Genomic DNA, 19,144 nt, shown 5'->3' on the forward strand with positions numbered 1-19,144 from the left:
CGGCTGGAAGGCGTCACCTTCGAATTCAACAAGACCCGCCTGCGTCCGGACTCCCAGACCATCCTCAACTGGGTCGTCGGCATCATGCAGAAATACCCGGACATGCAGGTCGAACTGGCCGGCTACACCGACAGCATCGGCGGCACCGCGTACAACCTGAAGCTGTCGCAGCGCCGCGCTGAAGCGGTCAAGGCCTATCTGGTCGAAAAGGGCGTCGACGCCGGCCGCATCCAGGCCAAGGGCTACGGCAAGGAAAACCCCGTCGCCACCAACAGCACCGACGAAGGCCGCGAATACAACCGCCGCGTCGAACTGCACATCCTCAATTGAGCATCGGCAACGGACTTGCCGAAGCAAACGAAACAAACGGAGAAATAGTCATGTCAGGGAAACGTAAATTCGCAATGCTGGGCACGGTGATGCTGGCCGGGCTGGCGCTGGGCGCCTGTACCTCGAACGGTCAGGACCTGGGCGTCAACGACGGCGGCATCACCGCCGGCAGCAGCAGCAGCGGCGGTCCGCCGAACGACGGCACCGGTCCGACCACCATCAACCAGGGCGGCACGCCGACCAATCCCGGTACGCCGGTCACTGGTCACTTCATCTGCACCGGCGGCGCCAAGACCTACGGCAACGTCACCACCGCGGTGGGCTCCAACGGCCTGCTCGGCGGCCCGCTGACCACCCTGCTCGACCGGCTCGGCGGTTCGACCCTCACCACGCTGCTCAACAGTGTGACCGAGCCGAACAACATCATCGACGGCAACCTCAGCACCTTCTCGACGTTCTCGCTGACGGCGGGACTGCTGGGCGGCCTGCTGACCTCGGTGGACGAGTCGGTGGTCCTGCCGAGCGGCACCACGGTGCCGGCCGGCAAGTTCGCGGTGTTCGGCGTTTCCTTCCCCAAGGGCACGGTCGACCTGTCGCTGGTCAACAAGGTCGAGGTGGCTACCTACCTCAACAACAGCACGGGCACCAGCACCTTGCAGGAAGGCCTGATCCTGGATCAGTCGGCGCTGACCCTGCTCGGCGCCATCGGCGGCAGCACGCCGGCGGCGGTGTGGATCGGTGTGGAGACGACCAAGCCTTATGATCGTGCCACCATCTCGCTGACGCCGGGCCTGCTTTCGGTCAGCGTGGGCGATGCCATGCACGTCTTCGAACTGTGCGTCGACGGCCGGCTGCAGTAAGCAGCTGCCCGCGTAGAAGGTTGAGCGACAAACGCTCCCCCAATAGGGAGTGAAGCATTGAAGGGGCCGCCATGCGGCCCCTTTTTTATTGGGCCGCCGTTGTACCTGCCAGGCGGCGGCGGGACTGGCAGGTCTCACCTGCCGTCTTGCCCGCGTCATACTGTCGCCAACGAATCGCATTCAGGAAGCACGATGAGAGGCGAACCATCGAAGATCCGCCCGGGCCGCCTGGCCCTGGCGTGGCTGCTCTGTACCGCCTGCGGCTGCCTTGGCGCGGCGGCGTGGATGCCTCTCTACGGATGGCTGGGGACGGCCTTGCCGACGCTGCCGCCCATGGCGCACTGGCTGCAGGCGGTGCTGGGCCAGGTGCTGATGTACGGCAGCCTGTTCGCCTTCATCGGTGCGGGGATTTACTGCGGCATGCGTTTGTCCCGGACTTTCCTGAGCGCGGTCGAGCTGGAGGTGCTGTTCCGCTTGCCGCGCGATGCGGAAGGGCGCTAAACCGCGCCTTCATTCGTGGGTAGAGGTTCAGGCGGCCCGGGCCAGGGATTCCGCTGCTTCGTCCGGGCCGAAGAAGGCGCAGACCAATTGCCGCTGCAAGGGCGCGCTGTCGACACGGTTCACCGATTGCCAGAAGGCTTCGCTGCCGGCATGGCTGCGGCAGTACCACTGGATGTGCTTGCGCGCGACGCGCAGGCCGGCGGCTTCGCCGTAGAGGGTGTAGAGCGCGTCGAGGTGTTCGAGCAGCAGCTGGCCCACCTCGCGCGGCGAGGGTTCTGCCAGGTGTTCGCCGGTGGCGAGGAAGTGGGCGATCTCGCGGAAGATCCAGGGTCGGCCCTGCGCCGCGCGGCCGATCATCAGGCCGTCGACGCCGGTGTGGCGCAGCACGTCGCGCGCTTTCTCCGGGGTGTCGATGTCGCCGTTGGCCCAGAGCGGGATGCGCACCGATTGCTTGATGGCGGCGATGGTGTCGTATTCGGCCGAGCCGGCATAGAGGTCTTCGCGGGTACGGCCATGCACCGCCAGGGCGGCGATACCGCAATCCTCGGCAATGCGGGCGACGGTGATGCCGTTGCGGTGGGCGCGGGCCCAGCCGGTGCGGATCTTCAGCGTCACCGGTACCGGCACGGCTTCCACCACGGCGCGGCAGATGCGTTCGACCAGGGCCTCGTCGCGCATCAGCGCCGAACCGGATTCGGCGTTGCAGACTTTCTTCGCCGGGCAGCCCATGTTGATGTCGATGATCTGGGCGCCGTGGGCGACGTTGTGGCGCGCGGCCTCGGCCAGGCGCTGCGGATCGGCGCCGGCGATCTGCACGGCGATCAGGCCGGGTTCGCCGCGGTGGTCCATGCGGGTGCGCGACTTCGGCGTGTTCCAGAAGCGCGGGTCGTCGATGGTCATCTCGGAGGCGGCCAGCCCGGCGCCGAGGCGCTTGCACAGCACCCGGAACGGCCGGTCGGTGACGCCGGCCATGGGGGCCAGCGCCAGCGCGGGTTCGATGCGGTAGGGGCCGATCTGCATGGCGCTATTGTCGCCGATCCGGAGGAGGGCGGAAAAAGGAGCCGTGGCCGGGCTGATTGACGGCTGGGCGAGGCGGATTCTTCAAAACCTGCCCCGGACTCGATCCGGGGATGACAAACAAAACGCGATGCGCGGCTGCCTAGCTGCGCTTGTAGACGATCTTCTTGGCGCCGCCTTCGCAGCTGCCGACCACTTTTTGCTCCTTGACCTCGGCGGCGGGGACGACGTCGAGGGTATAGGTCTTCACGCCCTTGGCCTTGATCTTGGCGTCGATCTGCTCCTTGACCGAGTCGCAGGGCGTGGCCCAGGCGGCGGAGGTGGTGAGGAACAACAGTGCGGCGATGGCGAGCTGCTTGTGTTTCACGACGGGTCTCCCTGATATGGCTTGGTGGTGTGCCCCTTTAAGAGCTTATCCGTGAATAAATTGCACCGCCGTCGCAGGCGCGATTCATTCTGTTACAGGCTCTAAGACCATGCCAAGGTAGCAAGAAAACGCGGCAATTTCGTGCAGCGCCGATGAAATTCCGGCGCAGGGCGGGACGGGCCGTGATGCAGTTCACGGACTGGCTTTTTCCCGGCTCTCCTCTATATCCTCAGCGAAACCATCGGCTCCGTTTCATCCGCGGCCCGCTTGCTGGCCCTTCAGTATCGAGATCCCCATGCGCGCATTGATTCCGCTGTGCCTGATCCTTCCCGCGGCGGCGTTCGCGGATGCCGCGCCGACGGCGCCGGCGGATCCGTTCAAGCCGATGGCGTTCCTCGCCGGCCACTGCTGGAAAGGCGATTTTCCGAACCAGCCGCAGACCGACGAGCATTGCTTCGAATGGGTTTACGACGGCCATTTCCTGCGCGACCACCATGTGGTGCACGGCGACGGCCATCCCGACTACCAGGGCGAGACGCTGTATTACTGGGACACCGTCTCCAGGCAGATCCAGTACCTGTACATCGAGAACCAGGGCGGCTACAGCAAGGGCGGAGTGGAGGCCACGGCCGACGGCCTGATGTTTCCACCCACTACCTATAGCGACAACGGCCAGCAGCAGACTTACCGCAGCCATTGGCAGCGCAACGGCGACGATGCCTACGAATCGATCAACGAGCTGAAGACCAAGGATGGTTGGTCGGTGGCGTGGAAGGTGAAGATGCAGAAGCAGCCGGAGGCGCAGAAGTAAGATAGAGCGGCAGGCATTCAGATCTGCGAGGTACGCCTCCCGTCCAGCGGTGGGCGATGACCGGCACTAGCGCCTGACTGTGACGATTGACCAATACTCCATAACGGTAGAAGTGCTGCCGTCTTGATTTTCGTGCTGCAGGATTCGTTTCGAGATACTTCCATGAAAAAGCCGGTTGTGGTTTGGGTTGTGCAGATTGCCCTTGTCCTCATTGCTATTACATACGGGTTGCTGGCTCTTGGATCATTAGCCGGGGGTGCTTCAAGGTGTATATTCCCCCGTGCAAGGCGGCGGCGGTCTGTTGGTTGGTATGGCGGTCTTTTCCGGCGCCGTGTTGCTTCTGATTAAAGCATCGCGACAAAAGATTGCGCGCCGTTCAATAGTTTTGTTTTTTTGGGCGGTACTTGTCATCTATCCCATTACCAATGCGCTTATAGGTGCCGGTTTGTTTCCGCCCAAAGTGCGGATTCCAGATAATCAACTCTCTGGTGCAGCATTTGCGGAGGGTTTGCGCTATCTCTGTCTGCTCCTTCTAATTGTCTGGCTGTCGTTTACCAAGACTGCGAATGACTATCTGGCCGCGCAAGGTGACTCTAACAACATGCAAGCGAGTGATCAGCCGCCGATACGATGAGTCGTTGACTGCCCATTGGCTTTTCGAGTTAACGATTCATATGCATATGCGGAAAATGCGCTTCCGCGCTTGCAAATTGCGGCATAGCATGGTTGCAATCAAGGGATGGTAAAAACCCCTGCGGTAATAGGGTTTTTATGAAACTCCTGCTAATCTACGCAGGCAACACTTTCACAATTCAGAATCACACGAAACACAAGAAGGAGCACAATGAGCGATACGCTGACCCGCAAGGACCTCGTCGAAGTCCTGGCCAAGAAACATGACCTGCCGAAGTCCCGCGTCGATGCCCTGGTGGTTGACCTGCTGGAAGACGTGACCAAGGCCCTGAAGAAGGGTCACAAGGTTGCGCTGTCACAGTTCGGTATCTTCGAAGTGAAGAAGCGCCCGGCGCGCAAGGGCCGCAACCCGGCCACCGGCGCCGCGATCAAGATCCCGGCGAAGAAGAACGTGCGTTTCAAGTCTTCGGCTGGTCTGAAGAAGACCATCGGCGGCTAAATCCCGCGACGGTGTGAAAAGGGGAGCCGCGGCTCCCCTTTTTTTGTGGGTGTGAGGTCGTGCGAATTTTCCACCATGTGGAATCGCGGCAAGCGCGCGACGGTGATCGCCGCGCAGCAGTTCTTTACAAACGGGCGAATCTGCTGCCGGGCTGCGTGTCGGCGGATGGCGGCATCGCCGGATTGCGCCACTGGCACAGGGTCATGCCGGCCTCGTCCTGCACCGTGTAATGGCGCACGAGGTAGCTCATGCTCAGGCGCAGCAGGCGCGCTTCAGCGGTCAGCGAAGCGGGGAATTGCAGGCGCAGACGATCCAGTACCGCCTTGAGCCGCGCCAGGGCCGGGCGCAGTTCGCTGCCGAGCAGGCGCGCGGCTTCGTTGGCGCTCGGATAGGATGCCAGGGTGCGGCCGGAGGCCGAGAGCAGTTCGGCGTTCTGGAAATGCCATTGCGCCCCGTCCAGCAGGGCGTAGCGGACGATCAGCTCCGCACCGGCTTCCAGCTCTTGCTTGATGGTTGTCGCAGGCATCCTGCCTCTCCCGGAATCGGGACATGGAAACCCATGCCGCCGAACAGGGCCGCTCGCAAACGGGCGAAGTCGGCCGTCAGGAATTGTGACATACCTGCTTGCGGCAAATGTGACAGCGTTTTGAGCGGCGCAGCGCTCGGGTGACAGCCGGTAGCGTTCGGCCGGCGGCGTGGTGACGAGGATGACGTCATGTTGACGTCATGATTGTGGTGGGCCGGGACGGGCAGGCCATCGGCTATGCATCCGCCGCAATCCGTTACTTCATCCTGCTGATCACCTCCTACCTGTTTCCCCTGCTGCTGGTGGCGTTCTTCACGCGGCGCCGGCAGGGGCTGCACGATCTGGCGGTGGGCAGCGTGGTCTTGGATCGCCACAGTTACGACCCCGCGCACTTCGATTACGAGCAGGTCGGGAAAAGCCCGCGCGGCGGCGGCGCGGTATTGGTGTTGGCGATCGCGCTGATGGTGTTCGTGTTCTTCGGCGGAATCCTGGCGGCGATCGCCATCCCTGCCTACCAGGACTACACCCTGCGCGCGAAAATCCAGGCGCTGATCCAGCAGGCCGACCCGATCAAGGCGGCGGTGACCAGGCACTACGCCAGCAGCAGCGAGCCGGTGCAGTACGCCGATCTCGGCATGAGCGGGCCGCTGGCGCTGAAGGACGACCAGGGTCTGATCACCGTGAACGCGAATGGGGTCATCACCATCATGCTGGGCATGAAGCCGCCGATCGGGCAGAGCATCCGCCTGACGCCGACGGTGAGTTCGGCCGGCACCGGCTGGAGTTGCGTCAGCGACGACGTGCGCAAGATTTACCTGCCGCCGTCCTGCCGCTGAGGCACGACGGCCCGGAGCGAAACGGGGCTGTGCACGGTTCATGCTTGTGCTTGAGGCGGGAGATTCCGGGAGCACAGCATGTCCGACATGATTTATCTGGGCCGCGATGGCCGGCAGATGGGGCCTTTTGCCTGGGCGCAGATCGCGGCCATGGCTTCGGCGGGGCAGGTGCGGCCGGACGATCTGGCCTGGCACGACGGCATGGCGGGTTGGTTGCCGGCACACCAGGTGCTGACCCGGCTGGGGCTCAGCGTGAGCACCGAGCCGATGCCGCCTTTGTTCGTGGCGCAGGCGCCCGTCCGGCGTGCCGCGGCGAAGCCTGCGAAACCGGCGGTACCGAAAGCGGCCGGCGGCTTCGGCGGCAAGCTGGCGCGGCTGCTGCCTGGCAGATCGGCGTCCAGATCCTGATCGAGTCCTGGACTGCAACGCAGGTGCGATTCGTTGTGTTACAGGCTCTAAGATAGGCGCAGCGTCGGAGCATTTCCGGCCGCAGGAATATCCCGGAAATCGAACCGTCGCATGTCCGCCAAGCGTGAATCCAAGACGCAGCGTCCCTGGCTGCTGTATCTGCTGGAGTGCGCGGGCGACAAGCTGTATATCGGTATCAGCCCGGACCCGGAGGCGCGCTTCCAGCTGCACCTGCGCGGCACCGGGGCGAAATACACGCGGGCCAATCCGCCGCTGCGCATCCTGGCGGCGCAGGTTTATGCGGATCGCTCGGCGGCCTCGGCGGCGGAATATGCACTGAAGCAGCTGCGGCGCGATGCCAAGCTGCTGTGGGCGCGCGAGCGGGCCTGGCCGTTGGCGGCGAAGGTCGCGGCGAAAAAAGCCGTGGCGAAAAAGGCAGTGCGTGCGAAGCGGCCGGCGGCAGGAAAGGCCGCGGCGAAAGCCCCCAAAACTTCAAGCCGCCAGAAGCTGCGGTAGCGCGTCCGGGACGGAGATCAGCAGGCGCAGCAGTTCGTCGAGCCTGGCGCAGTCGTTCTCGCGGCGCACGGCGATGAACAGGGCGGCGGCTTCCGGGTAGCTGCGGCCGAGCCAGTTGAGCCACTGCTTGAGGCGGCCGGGCGCGAAGCGCGGCGGCAGCTTGATCAGCACCTGCCGCCAGAAGTCGCGCAGCAGCGGCACCACCTGCGCCCAGCTCATCGGCACCACGTCATGCCCGTCGCGCGCCGCTGCGATCTGCAGGGCCAGGTCGGGGCGGGCGATGAGGCCGCGGCCGAGCATGATGTCGTCGACGCCGCTGACGGCGCGGCAGCGGCGCCAGTCGTCCAGGCTCCAGATTTCGCCGTTGGCGAAGACCGGCACGGCGACCACGTCCTGGATGCGCGCCACCCATTCCCAGTGCGCTGGCGGCTTGTAGCCGTCGGCCTTGGTGCGGGCATGCACCACGATCTGCGAGGCGCCGCCGTCGGCCAGGGCGCGGGCACAGTCCAGCGCGTCGTCGGTATGGTCGAAGCCCAGGCGCATCTTGGCGGTGACCGGGATTTCCGCCGGCACCGTGCGGCGCACTTCGCGCACGATGGCGTGCAGCAGGCGCGGCTCCTTCAGCAGCACGGCGCCGCCGCGCGAGCGGTTGACGGTCTTGGCCGGGCAACCGAAGTTGAGGTCGATCACCGGTGCGCCGAGGGTGCAGGCGAGGGCGGCATTGTCGGCCAGGCATGCCGGGTCCGAGCCGAGCAGCTGCACCCGCATCGGCGTGCCGGCGCGGGTGCGGGCGCCGCCGGCCAGTTCCGGCGCGAGCTTGTTGAAGTAGGCCGGCGGCAGCAGGGTGTCGTTGACGCGCACGAATTCGGTGACGCACCAGTCGACGCCGCCGACGCGGGTCAGCACGTCGCGCAGGATCTCGTCGACCAGGCCTTCCATCGGTGCGAGTGCGATCTGCATGGGCGTTTCAACAGGGGTAGAGGCCCATTTTAAGGGTTTCGCGGCGGGGGCATATTCATGCCCCTCATTCCGGCTTGCCGGCGCGGCGGCGGGGCGGACGGTTCACTGTGTGATAATCGTAAGGCGGGCGAGGGGCGGCCGGTGGCAAGCTGGCGGCCCCGCGCATCACGATAGCCTCACCATTTCAGGGAACGAAGCCGAAGTGACCGAACCGAACGAGAACAAGCCCAGGATGGACTTGCCCGGCCTGAGCCTGCTGCGGAAGATTCCGCCGATTCCGCGCATTTCCTGGCGCGACCTTGCCGTCACGCTGGGGCCGGTGTTGCTGCTGAGCGTGGCCGCGATCCTGCTGGCGCTGCATTTCGTGCGCCCCGCGCCGCCGAGCAGCCTGACCATCAGCGCCGGGCCGGCCGGCAGCCGCTTCCAGACGGTGGCGGAGAGCTACCGCAAGATCCTGGCGGCCAGCGGCATCAATCTGGTGATCAAGCCGTCCAAGGGCTCGCTGGAAAACCTGGAGCAGCTGATCAATCCCGATTCGGGGGTGGATGTCGCCTTCGTGCAGAGCGGCCTCACCGTCGATGGCGATACCAGCGACCTGGTTTCCCTGGGCGGCGTGTTCTACCAGCCGCTGACGGTGTTCTACCGCGGCCCGAAGCCGTTGACGCTGCTGTCGGAGCTGGAGGGCAAGCGCATCGCCATCGGTTCCGAGGGCAGCGGCACCCGTACGCTGGCGCTGGCCATGCTCAAGGCCAACGGCATCGATGCGAAGGGCAAGACCAAGCTGCTCGACCTCGAAGGCGAGCCGGCGGTGAAGGCGCTGGATGCGCGCCACGTCGATGCCATCTTCCTCTCCGGCGACTCGGCCTCGACCGGCAGCATCCGCCAGATGCTGCATACCGATGGGGTGCGCCTGTTCGATTTTCCGCAGGCCGACGCCTACGTGCGGCGCTTTCCCTACCTGAGCAAGCTGTCCCTGCCGCCGGGCTCGTTCGACCTGGGCGACAACCTGCCGTCGGCGCCCATCTCCATGCTGGCGCCGACGGTGGAACTGGTGGCGCGCTCGGACCTGCACCCGGCGCTGTCGGACCTGCTGATCGACGCGGCGCAGAAGGTGAACGGCAAGGCGTCGCTGCTGCAGAGCGCGGGCGAGTTTCCCTCGGCCCTGCACCACGAGTTCCCGCTCAGCGACGATGCGGCCCGCTACTACAAGTCGGGCAAGAGCTTCGCCTACCGCTTCCTGCCGTTCTGGCTGGCCAGCCTGCTCGATCGCGCCATCGCGGTGCTGGTGCCGATCATCGTGGTGCTGGTGCCGGGCCTGCGCATCGTGCCGGCGCTCTACGGCTGGCGCATCAACAACCGCATCTACCGCCGCTACGGTGAGCTGATGGCGCTGGAGCGCGCGGTGCTGGAGCCGATGTCCGACGAGGAGAAGGAAGCGCTGGTGGCGCGCCTGGGCGAGATCGAGAAAGGCATCATCGGCACCAAGATGCCGGGCGCCTACGCCAACCAGATTTACGTGCTGCGCCAGCACATCAAGTTCGTGCGCGACCAGCTGACCGCAAGCGGTACGGTGGAAGCGCCCAGCCATCCACCGCCTAACCCGATCTGATTGGACCTGGGCAACAAGGCAAGCACATCGTGTTTTTGTGACGCGAGGTTGACGATCGCCGCGGCGAGTTATCATGAAGTCTCATCGCGGGCGGTTGCCGCAAGGTCACATGCCTGTTGGGGCTGTCAGCTAGGGAGTTTCCGAATGCTCGTCAGGGTTGCGATTGCGGCCAGATTGGTCGTGTCTTGCGCACTGTGCTTCGCACTTTCCGCCTGCGCACATGCGCCGCCCAGTGCGCCGAAGCCGCCGAACCCTTTGCAGGATGTGGCGACGGTTACGCTGGATCCATATATCAACCCCGGACGACCGTTTTTCGAATCGGCCAGTGATCGCTGGGCCATGGCGGCGGACCTGGCCTTGACTCCGCCGGGGCTCAGGCCATCCGAGGCGGCGAGATACTCTCAGGGCAGCCCGCCGACGTTTCGATCGATGCTGGAGGCGCATCAGATCGATGTCAACGCCATACTCGCTGCGCAGATACGCAGTGCATTGGCCGCCCAGACACGTTTTCGGGTGGTCGATAGCGACGCGGACGCCTCGTTGCAGATAACGATGCAAAGCTATGGGCTCGGGGTACGTACCGGATTCTCGGACAAGATGAGTGCGTGGCTACGATTCGAGGTCACGCTGACCGACAGAAACGGGCGCCTTCTTTACAAGGAGGACTTCAACGAGAGAAATACGGAGGCGACCCGATACACCCCGGATGAATTTGTCGCTGACCCTGAGCGCATCAGGGCCGCGTTCACCGACGCGGCAGCAGTGGTGGCGGGCATGTTGAAGGATTCAGTGATCGACTTTTCCCAGGACCCTGAGGCGAGGGTTCCCGAGTCTCCCAAGAACGCAGTGATCTTGAAATCCGCCGGCAAGTAGGAATAGCAGGTAGCCCGGGGACGGCGACAGTCAACGCGGCCGATGTGAAGCATCGTGGCGATGCGGACGGAACTCGAGCGCTGCGGCTTTCTGCCGGGATGGATTGCGCAGGGCAGGGCCTGGGACTGATCAGATATTCCTTAAAGGGCGCTGCTGCCGCCAGCGCCGGCCCGGTCCGCCGGGGTGCCGGGCGGGGAGACGAAGGCGGTGCCCGTGGGCATGGGACCGCCGCGTACCACGCCGATGAACATGGGCACCTCGATGATGAAGGTGGCCAGCACGCCGGCGGCGGTGAGGGCCTGGGCAACCCAGGTGGCGAGCAGGCCCCACGGCGGCACCAATGCCAGGAAGGCGACAAACAGAACGCTGGAGGCGAAGCCGCCGAGGGACATGGAGACGAACTGGGCGCGGCTGTTGCGCACATTGTCGAAGCGGAACAGGAACGGGGTTTCGGTCACGCTGGCGGGCAGGACGAAGGTGCCGCCGGCGATCCAGGCGCCGATCAGGTGCCCCCACTCGTGCAGCAGGTAGCCGACGAAGACGGTGAGCAGGCCGGTGGCGATGTGCGCCGCCGCCTGCAGCAGGCCATGCGGCTTGCCCAGGTTGAGGGTGTAAGCCCACAGCGCCAGCGTCAGCGCGATGATCAGGCTGTCGCGCAACACGAAGGCGAAGAAACGGTTCCATTGCTTGTGCATGTCAACTCCTAGCTGCGCGGTGGCAGCGGCAGCAGGGCCGATACCTTGCGCATGTGCTCGCGGTAGGCGGGGCGCCGCTCGACGCTGCGGGTGTCCATCAGGGGAATGCTGGCGAACAGGAACATGGCGCTCATGGCGAGGGCGCCGGGCACGATCCACCACCACTGCGCCGGTGCCGCGGCCAGGCCGAACAGCATCAGGCCCCACCAGAAGCTCAGTTCGCCGAAGTAGTTGGGATGGCGCGACCAGGCCCACAGGCCGCTGGTGATGAAGGTGCCGGGCTGGCGCCTGGCGATGAAGGCGTGCAGTTGCAGGTCGGCGATGGTCTCGATGGCGATGGCGCCGAGGGTGACGACGAAGGCCAGCGCGTCGAGCCAGTCCGGCGGCGCATCGGGGCGGCTCATCACGGCGTAGACCGGCAGGCAGCCGAGGAACACCTGCACGGTGGGGAACAGGTGGATGCCGAACAGGTCGGCCCACACCGCGGCCTTGCCGGCGCGGGCGCGCACGATGGGATAACGCCAGTCCTCGTGGTGCAGGCCGCCCCAGTACACCGACCAGTTGGTGGTGAGGCGGATCGCCCACAGCCACACCAGCGCCATCACCAGTTGCGCGCGCAGGTGGTGCCCGCTGCCGGGATGGCGCCACATCCAGTACAGCGCCAGCAGGGGCGGGATCACGCTCCAGTAGGCGTCGTAGAAGCTGGAATTGCGGTAGCGCAGGCTGAAGGCGAAGATCACCAGGGTGGCGGCGATGTCGGCGGCGAAGGCATCCCAGGCCTGCGGCAGATGCAGTCCGAACAGCACGGCTGCGCCCGCGGCGATGCACAGCGCATAGGCAAGGACAATCGGTGCGAAGTCCGATCTTGCGGCCATCCATCCCCCTCCAGGCTGTGTGGCGCGTGGTTATGGCGCCACTATGCCGCCCTGGCCGAGGGATGGGCCTCATCTGAGTGGATGAGGGTTGCTTGTCCTGTATTTATGAAAGAACCGCTGCCGCTGTTCCTGTTGCGCCCTCAACTCCGGGCCAGGGCGACGATGTCGCGGCTTTCCAGGATGGACTTGGGCGCGCCGCGCTTGGCCGCGACGAGCATGGCCCGGCCGACCGTTTCGGTGGTGGTGACGAGGTTGGGGAAGGCCCGGCGCAACAAGGTCAGCAGCGGCCCGAGCAGGCTGTAGAAGAACTGGTATGAGGGGGTCTTGGAGCGGATACCGTGCAGCGGCTCGATGGCCCCGGGGCGGAACATGTAGGCGGCCTTGAAAGGCAGGCGCAGCAGGGCGTTCTCGGTACGGCCCTTGACCCGCGCCCACATGCTGCGGCCCTGCTCGCTGCTGTCGGTACCGGCGCCGGAGACGTAGATGAAGGTCATCTGCGGGTTGAGCCGCGCCAGCGTTTGCGCCGCGGCCAGGGTGTAGTCGCAGGTGATGCGGGCGTAAGCGTCTTCCTTCATGCCGGCGGAGGAGACGCCGAGGCAGAAGAAGCAGGCGTCGAAGCCGGACAGATCGGCTTCGAGCGAGGCGTATTCCATCAGGTCCGCATGCACGACCTGGCGCAGCTTGGGATGACGGTTGCCGCTGGCGCTGCGGCCGATGGCGGCCACGGATTGCACCTCGGGATCGAGCAGGCATTCGCGCAGCACGCCCTGGCCGACCATGCCGGTGGCGCCGAAGAGGAGGATGTTCATGCCTGGATTCCTTGCTTACTGGATTGCCGATAGGCCAGTCTGCGCCGGTCAGCTGCGCGGAGACATCCCGTGGCCGCGAGTGATGATCCAGTTGCTGCGTTCCGACCACCATGCTGCGCTGGCCAGGAGCAACCAGGCGAGCAGGAACGGCCAGCGGGGTAGCGGGACCGCGTGCGGCGCGGCCGGTGACGGTTCGGTCGCGTGATCCTGAACCAGCCACTGCGTTGCCTGCCGGTCGCGCGCCGCGCGCAGGGCGGCGCCGTCATCGGCGGCGCGGATGTAGAAGGGCCAGCTGGCGCCCGCGCTTTGCAGGACGTGCCAGCCGGACTGGGCCGGCCAGTAGGCGGCGCAGTGTCCGGCATCGATGCTCAGCGCTACCGGTTCGCCGACACCGGGGGCGCGCACGGTGGCGGCGTCACCCAGTCCACACAGCACGGCGCGTTCGCCGGCCCAGGACTGTTGCGGCAGCTCGGGGCCGGGTGGTGGTGGCGCGTGCGGGCGCGCCAGTGGTGAAAGCAGGCTGGCCCACAAGGTGCCGTAGCGCGCCGGTTCGCCGATGAGTTGCAGGCGATAGCTGTCCACCAGGCGCAGGAGGCCGATACGGCCATGGCCGAGGGAGCGCTGCCAGGCTAGGACTTCGCCGTCGTCGGCGGAGAGCAGGGCCGCGGCATCGGGCGCGTCCACGGTGACCGGTGCTTCGGTGAAGGTCTGGCGTTCGTGCAGGCCCAGGCTGTGGTCGATTACGACGTCGTTGGGCATGTCATGCGGGGCCGCCGCGGCGGCGACCTTGTAGCCGAACGCGGCCCAGTCGGCGGCGGTGGCCTCGGCGGGCGGCACGTCGGCGCGCAACAGCAGGCCCAGGCCTTGTTCCACGGCGTTGCGCACGGCGGTTTTCTGCGCGGGCGGCAGCAGCTCCCAGGCGCGGGCGTCGATCAGCAGCAGGTCGGCGGCGGCCAGGCGTTCCGGGGTCAGCTCGATCTGGCCTTGATGGACCGCGACGTTCTGCGTCAGGCCGGTACTGACGCCGAGGTCGAAGCCGGCATCGGCGGCCCAGCGCTGCCAGTACTTGCCTTCGGCGCCGGGTGCGCCCTCCAGCGTCAGCAGCGACAGTTTCGTACCACCGCGTACCAGGATCGGGATGGAGGTGATTTCCTCGGGCTGGCCGGCCTTGATCAGGTGCAGCTCGAAGCGCGCCGCGCCTTCGCCGCGGACGGCGGCGGAAACGCTGAAGCTGCCCTGGGCGTCGGGCAGGGCGGTATCCACCACCGCGCCGGCGGGGTCATGCAATTCCAGACGCGCGCCCTGTGTCGCCATGCGTCCGCTGGCGGTCCATTGCTGGCCGAGGGGTATCGTGGCCGGCGCATGCAGTTCGATCACGCCCTGCTGCGGCGCCGGGTCGAAGCGCAGGTCCATCTGCGCGGCGGCGGGCTGATCGCGCGGCGGCAGGCCGGTGCCGGTCACAGCGAGTTCGCGCAGTTGGGGGTGCAGGGGCAGGGCGGTGGCGAGGTCGGGGACACGTTCGGCGCCTTGCACCTGCGGCGCACCCGGCAGGGCGGCGCGCATTTCGCCGAAGGGCAGGGCGTGCAATTGCTGCGGTGTGGTGCCCGGCGTGACGAGGTGCAGCACGTCGCCGCGGCCGTGCAGTGCCGGCGGGAACAGTGCGCCATAGAGCAGCGCCGCGAGCGGGACTTGCGCCCAGGTGCGCGGACGCCGCCAGCCCCCGTTGCGTGCGCTGGCCCAGGTGCCAGCGAAGGCGCCGAGCGCGAGCAGGGCGGCGCAGTACAGGGGCAGGGATGTGGCGCTCACTTGGCCGCTCCCGGTGCGGGAGATGCGGATAGCGAGTCGAGATACGCGGCGCCCGCCGCGTCGGGTGTGCCGCGCGGCGTGACGGCGGTCGGCGGTGCCGGCAGCAGCGGCCACAGCAGCGACTGCAACTCGCTGCGGCAGGACTGACAGGACGGATCGCTTTGCAGCTTGTCCGCGGCGGCGATGAGGCTCAGGGCGTTGGGCGCGGTATCGGCATGCGCATGCAGCCAGTCCTGCAGGGCCGCGGTATCGACCATGCCGCCGGTAGCGGCGGCGTGATACAGGGTGGTGAGCGTGCTGTCGCGGCTTCGCGCCGCCGGCAGTGCCGCGTTGCGGTCGGCCAGGCCGACGCGGTCGCCGCTGAGGCGGCGCGACAGGTCCGGCTGCGGCAGTTCCAGGCCGGCGCGGGCGAGGTAGATGCGTTCGGCCTGCTGTACCTGCTTGATGTAGTCAAGCGCCTTGTATTCGAAAGGCAGGGCCTGCTCGGGCAGGGCCTGGCGCAGGCGCAGCTCCGCCTGCCACATCTCGTCCAGCGCGGACTTGAGGATCTTGCGCGTCACCGGGTCGAGCAGGGTGGTGGCCTCGGCGATGTCGTGGATGTGGCCGTACTCGTGGAGGATGTTGCCTTCCTTGCCGAAGGCGTCGCTGCCCGGCGCGGTGTTGGGCGGGGCGTCGTGGTCTTCGGCGTCGGCCTCCTTCTTGCCGTCCTTGGGATTTTCCTTGCGCGGGTCGTGCTCGGCGTTGCTCTCGAATTCCTCGCCGAGGAACTGGCCGTAGCGCAGGCGCAGCATCTTCTGGTCGACGCCGAGGGCATCGGCGCGGGCGGTGAAGCGCGAGGCTTCGAGGCCGCCCCGCTCGGCCTGCAGGGCTTCGGTGTCGATGATCAGCTGGCGTTCGCTGCGGAAGAAGGCGGGCGTGGCGTTCTGCACCGGGCCTTCCACGCCGGAGCCCTGCTTCATGGCTTCCTCCGGCCAGCGCAGGATGAAGCTGGTGCTGCGCGTGATGTTGGGCTGCGGCTGGCGGTTGTCGGCCACGCCGAGGCGTACGATCAGGTCATCGCCGCGGGCGAAGCCCATGGCGGTGAGGTCCAAGGCGGTGGAGTAACTGCGATGGCGCGCATCGCCGCGACCGTCCAGCACCAGCTTGCGCTCGGTGGTCTTGACGTTGTCGCCGGAACCCTGCGCCAGCGAGATGGACAGCTCCGCCGGGCCCAGGCCGTAGTCGTCGCTGGCTTCGAACGACAGCTCCCAGGTCTTCTGCTTGCCGGCGAGCAGGTTGAGGGTCTTGTCCGGGGCGTGCACCACCACTTCGGGTGGACGGTCGGGCAGGGCTTCCAGGCGATGCAGGGGCTGGCTGGCGGCGGAGGCGCCGTCCAGTTGCAGGCGGTAGAGGGCCGAGGTGTCGAGCTTGAGCGTGCCTTTCCAGGCCTGGTCCTGCTGCTTCAGCTCGAGCTTGTGCCCGTCGGCGAAGACTAGCGTCACCGTCGCGGCCTGTTGCGCGATGCCGAAGGAGAATTCGAGCGTGCTGCCGGTGGGGGCTTTTACGTCGAGCTGGTCGATGTCGCTGGCAGACAGGCCGGTGTAGGCAGGCGGCAGGATATGGATGCGCGGTGTCACCGCAACTTCCCCCGCGCTTTGCGGGGCGGCGGCCGGGTGCTGCGTGATGATGCCGCGCAGCGCGCTGCCGGCATAGGCCAGGACGGCCAGTGCCAGTCCGGCGCCGCAGGCGAGCAGCAGTTGGCGGCGCGGATAGCGCGGCCGCAGGTCGGGTAGCGCGGTCTGCGCCAGGCGGGCGTCGAGACGAGCGCGCTGCAGAACAGCCATAGGCGACAGGGTGGTCGGATCGCGGAACAGTAGTTCGGCGCTGTCTTCCAGCGTGGGCAGGTGCGCGTCGAGGCCGCGGATCAGCCAGCGCGGATCCAGCGCGCCCCAGGCGCGCAGCGACAGCGCGATCCATGCGAGCAGCAGCAAGCCGGCTGAGGTGGCGGTCGGGACCGGCGAGGTCTGGCGATGGAGCAGTAACAACAGGCCGGCGGCCGGCGGCAGCACGGTCAGCGTGATGATGGCCACGGCGCGCAGCCGGGCGGCAAGCAGCACGCCGCGCAGGGCAGGGGGCAGAGCTGCGCCGCTCATGGCCGCTGCCTCGCGGCGCGCAGGGACAGGATGCGTTCGGCCAGGAACAGCAGGGCGGCGAGCAGCGCCAGCCAGATGTCGAGCGGGGTTGTTGCTGCCGTATTCGGGGCGGCGTCCGCTGCGCGCAGCGGCGACACGCTCGCGGCCGGTGCGCGGTCGGGTGGCGCTGCGTCGTGGCGCAACAGCGCCAGCAGGCGTGTCGGCAGTTCGGGGTTGCGCAGCGCCGCGTTGCGCGTGGGGTCGAGCGCTGCGGAAAACAACAGCAGGCGTCCCTGGCCGAGTGCGATGGGCGTCGGCAGCCCCGCATCGACATCGGATGAGCCGGGCACTGGCTCCGGCGCTGCGGGATCGGCGGCGACCAGCGTGCCGCCCGTGCGCACCCATTGCCGCAGCGGCTCGGGCAAATCCGCGCCGAGCCAGAACAATGCGTCAACGCCGGCCGCGGGCGGAGTATCGGACTGTGCTTCGTCCACTGTCACGTCGAGGCCCGCGGCATGCCAGGCCGCTGCCAGTGCATGCACCAGCGGCAGGCCGGCGGTGTGCTGTGCGTCGTAGCGCAGGGCCAGTTGCAGGTCGTTACCGGTGTGCGCCGGCATTGCCGGTGCCGGGGTATTGCCGGCGACCACGCGCCATTCCACTGCGCGGTGCAGTTGCAGTCGTTCGGCGTCGAGGCCGGAGAGTTCCTGCGGCACCACGACCTGGAGCGCGGCACCGGGCGGCATTTCGGCGTCGAGCTGGCGCAGCAGACTGGAAAAGTCGGCGCCGGCCGGTGCGGGAGTTGCGCGATCAAGGCCTGGAAATGTGGGGGCCAGCCAACGCCATTCCGTGGGTGAGCCTTCGACCGCCGCGCGTGCGGCGGCGGGATCGACGCCAGGCGTCACCACCACCCAGGGCTGGCTTGCGGTGGCCGCGCTGCGCCACACCGGCCCCGCGAGCAGGAACACCAGCGCGGCCAGCAGGAGCAGGCGCGTCGCCAGCAGCAGGCGCTGCTCCAGCCGCACCTGGCTGCGCGGGCGCGCGCCCTGGCCGAGCCAGCGCAGGGCGGCGAAGCGCACCAGCTTCTGTTCCGAGCGGCGCCGCAGGTGGAGCAGCAGCGGCACGGCCAGCGCGGTCAGCGCCAGCAGGGCGCCGGGGGCGAGCAGGGACAGCATCAGTTCGGCGCCGCCCAGCCGCCGGCGCGGAACAGGCGCTGCAGCGGCGCGTCGAGCGCTTCGTCCAGGTAATGATCGCAGTGGCGGATGCCGGCCGCGGCGAGCCGTCGCGACAGGCCGGCGCGCGCGGCCTGGAAGCGGCCGATGAACTCGTCGGCGCCGCCGCGCGCTTCGAGATGCAGTTCCGCGCCGGACTCCGGTTCGTGGAAGCGGTGGCCGCCGAGGAATGGGAAGTCGCGCTCCTCGGCGGTGAGCAGGCCGATGGAAAGCACGTCGCGTCCGGCCGCGGCGAGCCGTTCGGCGAACGCCACCAGGGTGTCGTCGAAATCGTCCGAGAGGGTCAGCACCAGGGTGCCGGGCGCGATGCGTTCCCACAGCGGGCGCACCGCCGTCTCGGTGGGGAGGGTGCCGCCGTGGCGCAGGGCGCGCAGTTCCAGCCATAGCCGGTCGCGGTGGCGCCGGCCGCCACCGGGCATCAGCACCTGCATGCCGGCGCCGCTCAGTGCGGCGAGGCCGAAGCTGTCGCCCTGCTGCAAGGCGATCTCGGCGACGCAGGCGGCGAGGGCGCAGGCGGCGTCGAGCTTGCGGTAATGCGGGCGCGCGGCGTCGGCCTGTTCCATCGAGGCGCTGGCGTCGAGCAGCAGCCAGATGGTCAGCGGGCTTTCGCGCAGGGCATCGCGCACGAAGTAGCGGTCGGAGCGGGCGAACAGCTTCCAGTCCACCTGGCGCGGCTCGTCGCCCTGGCCATAGGCGCGGTACTGCGCAAACTCCAGGCCGGCGCCGCGGCTGTGGCCGGTGTGCTGGCCGATGCCGGCGCTGCGCGAGTTCAGCCGCGTGCCCAGGCGCAGGCCACGCAGGCGCGCACGCACTTCGGCGGGGATCGCGGCCGGGTCGAAGCCGCCGGCGTAGCTGGGTTCGCTCACTTCACGG

Annotated in this window: 21 protein-coding genes and 1 pseudogene; 11 read left to right on the top strand and 11 right to left on the bottom strand. The window is 67.3% G+C overall.

Features of this window, described 5'->3' with window-relative positions; all coding sequences use genetic code 11:
- From BP26_RS0118745 to BP26_RS0118755, 3 genes are all read left to right on the top strand, one after another.
- Positions 1 to 330: OmpA family protein (locus BP26_RS0118745; protein WP_029922095.1), on the top strand; the 330-nt coding region annotated here is incomplete at its 5' end.
- A 50-nt stretch (positions 331 to 380) separates the two neighbouring features.
- Positions 381 to 1,190: a hypothetical protein gene (locus tag BP26_RS0118750; RefSeq protein ID WP_157572617.1), complete on the top strand. Its 810-nt coding sequence runs from the start codon at positions 381 to 383 to the stop codon at positions 1,188 to 1,190.
- A gap of 192 nt (positions 1,191 to 1,382) precedes the next feature.
- A complete protein-coding gene (locus tag BP26_RS0118755) occupies positions 1,383 to 1,691 on the top strand; it encodes a hypothetical protein (RefSeq protein ID WP_029922097.1) in 309 nt (102 codons plus the stop codon).
- A 27-nt stretch (positions 1,692 to 1,718) separates the two neighbouring features.
- On the opposite strand, the gene dusB is transcribed toward BP26_RS0118755, so the two are convergent.
- Both dusB and BP26_RS0118765 read right to left on the bottom strand, forming a co-directional pair.
- A complete protein-coding gene (gene dusB / locus BP26_RS0118760) occupies positions 1,719 to 2,711 on the bottom strand; it encodes a tRNA dihydrouridine synthase DusB (RefSeq protein ID WP_029922098.1) in 993 nt (330 codons plus the stop codon).
- Between the two features lie 139 nt (positions 2,712 to 2,850).
- Positions 2,851 to 3,075 (bottom strand): DUF1161 domain-containing protein, encoded by a 225-nt coding sequence (locus BP26_RS0118765; protein WP_029922099.1) that lies wholly within the window; start codon positions 3,073 to 3,075, stop codon positions 2,851 to 2,853.
- Between the two features lie 295 nt (positions 3,076 to 3,370).
- Here BP26_RS0118765 and BP26_RS0118770 point away from each other — a divergent pair, with 295 nt between their 5' ends.
- The 3 genes from BP26_RS0118770 (at position 3,371) to BP26_RS0118775 (ending at position 5,018) form a co-directional block, all read left to right on the top strand.
- Positions 3,371 to 3,886 carry a hypothetical protein gene (locus tag BP26_RS0118770; RefSeq protein WP_029922100.1) on the top strand — a complete coding sequence of 172 codons (516 nt, stop codon included), beginning with the start codon at positions 3,371 to 3,373 and terminating at the stop codon, positions 3,884 to 3,886.
- Positions 3,887 to 4,166: 280 nt separating this feature from the next.
- A complete protein-coding gene (locus BP26_RS29675) occupies positions 4,167 to 4,520 on the top strand; it encodes a hypothetical protein (protein ID WP_157572618.1) in 354 nt (117 codons plus the stop codon).
- Between the two features lie 210 nt (positions 4,521 to 4,730).
- Positions 4,731 to 5,018, top strand: coding sequence for an HU family DNA-binding protein (locus BP26_RS0118775; RefSeq protein ID WP_157572619.1), 288 nt, complete (start codon positions 4,731 to 4,733; stop codon positions 5,016 to 5,018).
- Positions 5,019 to 5,142: 124 nt separating this feature from the next.
- On the opposite strand, the gene BP26_RS0118780 is transcribed toward BP26_RS0118775, so the two are convergent.
- Positions 5,143 to 5,544: a hypothetical protein gene (locus tag BP26_RS0118780; RefSeq protein WP_029922102.1), complete on the bottom strand. Its 402-nt coding sequence runs from the start codon at positions 5,542 to 5,544 to the stop codon at positions 5,143 to 5,145.
- 200 nt (positions 5,545 to 5,744) lie between these two features.
- On the opposite strand from BP26_RS0118780, the gene BP26_RS27840 reads away from it, so the two are divergent.
- The 3 genes and pseudogenes from BP26_RS27840 to BP26_RS28785 form a co-directional block, all read left to right on the top strand.
- Positions 5,745 to 6,380 (top strand): pilin, encoded by a 636-nt coding sequence (locus tag BP26_RS27840; RefSeq protein ID WP_051749162.1) that lies wholly within the window; start codon positions 5,745 to 5,747, stop codon positions 6,378 to 6,380.
- 78 nt (positions 6,381 to 6,458) lie between these two features.
- Entirely contained in the window at positions 6,459 to 6,788 is a 330-nt protein-coding gene (locus tag BP26_RS26885; RefSeq protein ID WP_036517384.1) for a DUF4339 domain-containing protein, read from the top strand.
- A gap of 111 nt (positions 6,789 to 6,899) precedes the next feature.
- A pseudogene (locus tag BP26_RS28785) lies at positions 6,900 to 7,160 on the top strand (GIY-YIG nuclease family protein); the annotation flags it as partial.
- A 120-nt stretch (positions 7,161 to 7,280) separates the two neighbouring features.
- Here BP26_RS28785 and BP26_RS0118800 read toward each other — a convergent pair.
- Positions 7,281 to 8,264 carry a tRNA dihydrouridine synthase gene (locus BP26_RS0118800; protein WP_029922105.1) on the bottom strand — a complete coding sequence of 328 codons (984 nt, stop codon included), beginning with the start codon at positions 8,262 to 8,264 and terminating at the stop codon, positions 7,281 to 7,283.
- 202 nt (positions 8,265 to 8,466) lie between these two features.
- Between BP26_RS0118800 and BP26_RS0118805 the strand changes: the two genes are divergently transcribed.
- Together BP26_RS0118805 and lptE are read left to right on the top strand one after the other, a co-directional pair.
- Positions 8,467 to 9,873, top strand: a complete 1,407-nt coding sequence (locus tag BP26_RS0118805) for a TAXI family TRAP transporter solute-binding subunit (RefSeq protein ID WP_245611842.1) — start codon at positions 8,467 to 8,469, stop codon at positions 9,871 to 9,873.
- Between the two features lie 144 nt (positions 9,874 to 10,017).
- Positions 10,018 to 10,746 carry an LPS assembly lipoprotein LptE gene (gene lptE, locus BP26_RS0118810; RefSeq protein ID WP_157572620.1) on the top strand — a complete coding sequence of 243 codons (729 nt, stop codon included), beginning with the start codon at positions 10,018 to 10,020 and terminating at the stop codon, positions 10,744 to 10,746.
- Between the two features lie 140 nt (positions 10,747 to 10,886).
- On the opposite strand, the gene BP26_RS0118815 is transcribed toward lptE, so the two are convergent.
- From BP26_RS0118815 to BP26_RS0118845, 7 genes are all read right to left on the bottom strand, one after another.
- Positions 10,887 to 11,441 (bottom strand): hypothetical protein, encoded by a 555-nt coding sequence (locus tag BP26_RS0118815; RefSeq protein ID WP_029922108.1) that lies wholly within the window; start codon positions 11,439 to 11,441, stop codon positions 10,887 to 10,889.
- Positions 11,442 to 11,449: 8 nt separating this feature from the next.
- On the bottom strand, positions 11,450 to 12,316 hold the full coding sequence (locus tag BP26_RS0118820; RefSeq protein WP_029922109.1) for a DUF1295 domain-containing protein: 867 nt from the start codon (positions 12,314 to 12,316) through the stop codon (positions 11,450 to 11,452).
- Between the two features lie 140 nt (positions 12,317 to 12,456).
- Entirely contained in the window at positions 12,457 to 13,125 is a 669-nt protein-coding gene (locus BP26_RS0118825; RefSeq protein ID WP_029922110.1) for an NAD(P)H-binding protein, read from the bottom strand.
- A gap of 48 nt (positions 13,126 to 13,173) precedes the next feature.
- Positions 13,174 to 14,931: a hypothetical protein gene (locus tag BP26_RS0118830; RefSeq protein WP_029922111.1), complete on the bottom strand. Its 1,758-nt coding sequence runs from the start codon at positions 14,929 to 14,931 to the stop codon at positions 13,174 to 13,176.
- Positions 14,928 to 17,063, bottom strand: a complete 2,136-nt coding sequence (locus BP26_RS0118835; protein WP_029922112.1) for a DUF4175 family protein — start codon at positions 17,061 to 17,063, stop codon at positions 14,928 to 14,930. The genes BP26_RS0118830 and BP26_RS0118835 overlap by 4 nt, the downstream gene beginning before the upstream one ends.
- Entirely contained in the window at positions 17,060 to 18,214 is a 1,155-nt protein-coding gene (locus BP26_RS0118840; protein WP_029922113.1) for a BatA domain-containing protein, read from the bottom strand. Before BP26_RS0118840 ends, BP26_RS0118835 begins: the two co-directional genes overlap by 4 nt.
- The gene (locus tag BP26_RS0118845; RefSeq protein WP_029922114.1) at positions 18,214 to 19,137 is read right to left on the bottom strand and encodes a DUF58 domain-containing protein; all 924 of its coding nucleotides are present in this window, start codon (positions 19,135 to 19,137) and stop codon (positions 18,214 to 18,216) included. Before BP26_RS0118845 ends, BP26_RS0118840 begins: the two co-directional genes overlap by 1 nt.
- Positions 19,138 to 19,144: the final 7 nt, after the last annotated feature.

Origin of the sequence: Nevskia soli DSM 19509 (assembly GCF_000711955.1) — a bacterium.
GTDB classification, from domain to species: Bacteria; Pseudomonadota; Gammaproteobacteria; order Nevskiales; family Nevskiaceae; genus Nevskia; species Nevskia soli.

Excerpts from the sequence above, each read along its gene's own strand:
- BP26_RS0118820 (WP_029922109.1), bottom strand. The coding sequence starts at position 12,316 with ATGGCCGCAAGATCGGACTTCGCACCGATTGTCCTTGCCTATGCGCTG.
- BP26_RS0118750 (WP_157572617.1), top strand. The coding sequence starts at position 381 with ATGTCAGGGAAACGTAAATTCGCAATGCTGGGCACGGTGATGCTGGCC.
- BP26_RS27840 (WP_051749162.1), top strand. The coding sequence starts at position 5,745 with ATGATTGTGGTGGGCCGGGACGGGCAGGCCATCGGCTATGCATCCGCC.
- BP26_RS0118800 (WP_029922105.1), bottom strand. The coding sequence starts at position 8,264 with ATGCAGATCGCACTCGCACCGATGGAAGGCCTGGTCGACGAGATCCTG.
- BP26_RS0118775 (WP_157572619.1), top strand. The coding sequence starts at position 4,731 with ATGAGCGATACGCTGACCCGCAAGGACCTCGTCGAAGTCCTGGCCAAG.
- BP26_RS0118825 (WP_029922110.1), bottom strand. The coding sequence starts at position 13,125 with ATGAACATCCTCCTCTTCGGCGCCACCGGCATGGTCGGCCAGGGCGTG.
- BP26_RS0118815 (WP_029922108.1), bottom strand. The coding sequence starts at position 11,441 with ATGCACAAGCAATGGAACCGTTTCTTCGCCTTCGTGTTGCGCGACAGC.
- BP26_RS0118835 (WP_029922112.1), bottom strand. The coding sequence starts at position 17,063 with ATGAGCGGCGCAGCTCTGCCCCCTGCCCTGCGCGGCGTGCTGCTTGCC.
- BP26_RS0118780 (WP_029922102.1), bottom strand. The coding sequence starts at position 5,544 with ATGCCTGCGACAACCATCAAGCAAGAGCTGGAAGCCGGTGCGGAGCTG.
- BP26_RS0118755 (WP_029922097.1), top strand. The coding sequence starts at position 1,383 with ATGAGAGGCGAACCATCGAAGATCCGCCCGGGCCGCCTGGCCCTGGCG.
- BP26_RS0118840 (WP_029922113.1), bottom strand. The coding sequence starts at position 18,214 with ATGCTGTCCCTGCTCGCCCCCGGCGCCCTGCTGGCGCTGACCGCGCTG.
- lptE (WP_157572620.1), top strand. The coding sequence starts at position 10,018 with ATGCTCGTCAGGGTTGCGATTGCGGCCAGATTGGTCGTGTCTTGCGCA.
- BP26_RS0118770 (WP_029922100.1), top strand. The coding sequence starts at position 3,371 with ATGCGCGCATTGATTCCGCTGTGCCTGATCCTTCCCGCGGCGGCGTTC.
- BP26_RS26885 (WP_036517384.1), top strand. The coding sequence starts at position 6,459 with ATGTCCGACATGATTTATCTGGGCCGCGATGGCCGGCAGATGGGGCCT.
- dusB (WP_029922098.1), bottom strand. The coding sequence starts at position 2,711 with ATGCAGATCGGCCCCTACCGCATCGAACCCGCGCTGGCGCTGGCCCCC.